The organism is Rhodococcus sp. FH8, from assembly GCF_019266085.1.
Taxonomy (GTDB): domain Bacteria; phylum Actinomycetota; class Actinomycetes; order Mycobacteriales; family Mycobacteriaceae; genus Rhodococcus_F; species Rhodococcus_F qingshengii.
This window is the reverse complement of record NZ_LPNQ01000011.1, coordinates 1-1,385: the sequence shown is the minus strand read 5'-3', so window position 1 is coordinate 1,385 and position 1,385 is coordinate 1. Positions and strand designations below refer to the sequence as shown.

The window sequence follows — 1,385 nt, the reverse complement described above, 5'->3', positions numbered from 1 at the left end:
GGGACTGTTTCGTAATCGGTGTTTTGGCCCGAGACGCTGAGTGAATGCTCGGCGAGGAGGTGCCGAGATGACGACACTGGAGAATGTGACGAAGAAGAGGGCCGAGCCCTCCGCGGAAGCTGCGGCGGCCGCGGAGTTGGTGCGCCTGGCCAAGGAGCAGGGCCTGTCGCTGACCGGGCCGGACGGTTTGCTCAAGCAGTTCACCAAAACCGTTCTGGAAACCGCACTGAACGAGGAGATGACCGAGCACCTCGGGCACGACAAGAACCAAGCTCCGGCCGATCGGGAGTCTACGAATATTCGCAACGGGACTCGGTCGAAAACGGTGTTGACCGAGGCCAGTGGGCATGTCCCGATCGAGGTCCCTCGTGATCGGGAAGGGACGTTCGAGCCGCAGATCGTCAAGAAACGCCAACGTCGATTGAACGGGGTCGATGAGATCGTGTTGTCGTTGTACGCCAAAGGATTAACGACTGGTGAAATCAGTTCGCATTTCGCTGAAATCTACGGGGCCTCGGTCTCGAAGGAGACCATCTCGCGGATCACCGACAAGGTCCTCGAGGAGATGCAGGACTGGTCTGCCCGTCCGCTCGACGAGGTGTACGCGGCAGTTTTCGTCGATGCGATCGTCGTCAAAGTTCGAGACGGGCAGGTCGCAAACCGGCCGATCTACGCGGCGATCGGCGTCAGTCTCGACGGACGGCGCGACGTGCTCGGATTGTGGGCCGGCACCGGCGGTGAGGGCGCCAAATTCTGGATGTCCGTGCTGACGGACATTCGCAATCGCGGCACTCGGGATGTGTTCTTCCTGGTCTGCGACGGATTGAAAGGCCTGCCGGAAGTCGTCGAGAACGTATGGCCGGCCACGACGGTACAAACGTGCGTCGTGCATTTGATCCGCAACACCTTTCGGCTCTCGGGACGTCAACACTGGGACGCACTCAAACACGATCTCAGACCGATCTACACGGCACCGACCGAGGCTGCCGCTCACGCGGGGCTGGACGATCTCGCCGAGCACTGGGGTGAGAGGTATCCGGCGATCATCCGATTGTGGACCAACGCTTGGCAGGAGTTCATTCCGTTCCTCGATTACGACACAGAGATACGGCGAGTGCTCTGCTCTACCAACGCGATTGAGTCCCTCAATGCCCGCTATCGGAGGGCGGTGAAAGCTCGTGGCCATTTCCCTACCGAGGCGGCTGCGCTGAAGTGTCTGTATTTGGTGACACGTTCGCTCGACCCGACAGGCAAGGGCCAGGCACGATGGATAACGAGGTGGAAGCCCGCTCTGAACGCGTTTGCGATCACGTTCGCCGATCGTTGGCCAGGATCTGAAACTTACTGATGGAAATCCGCCGAAACACCGTTAAAGAGATAGACCC

The 1,385-nt window shown here is 59.9% G+C and carries 1 protein-coding gene; it reads left to right on the top strand.

What is annotated here, in order from left to right; all coding sequences use genetic code 11:
* Positions 1-67 precede the first annotated feature (67 nt).
* Positions 68-1,348, top strand: coding sequence for an IS256 family transposase (locus ATN38_RS00075; RefSeq protein WP_030537341.1), 1,281 nt, complete (start codon positions 68-70; stop codon positions 1,346-1,348).
* The last annotated feature ends 37 nt before the right edge of the window (positions 1,349-1,385 follow it).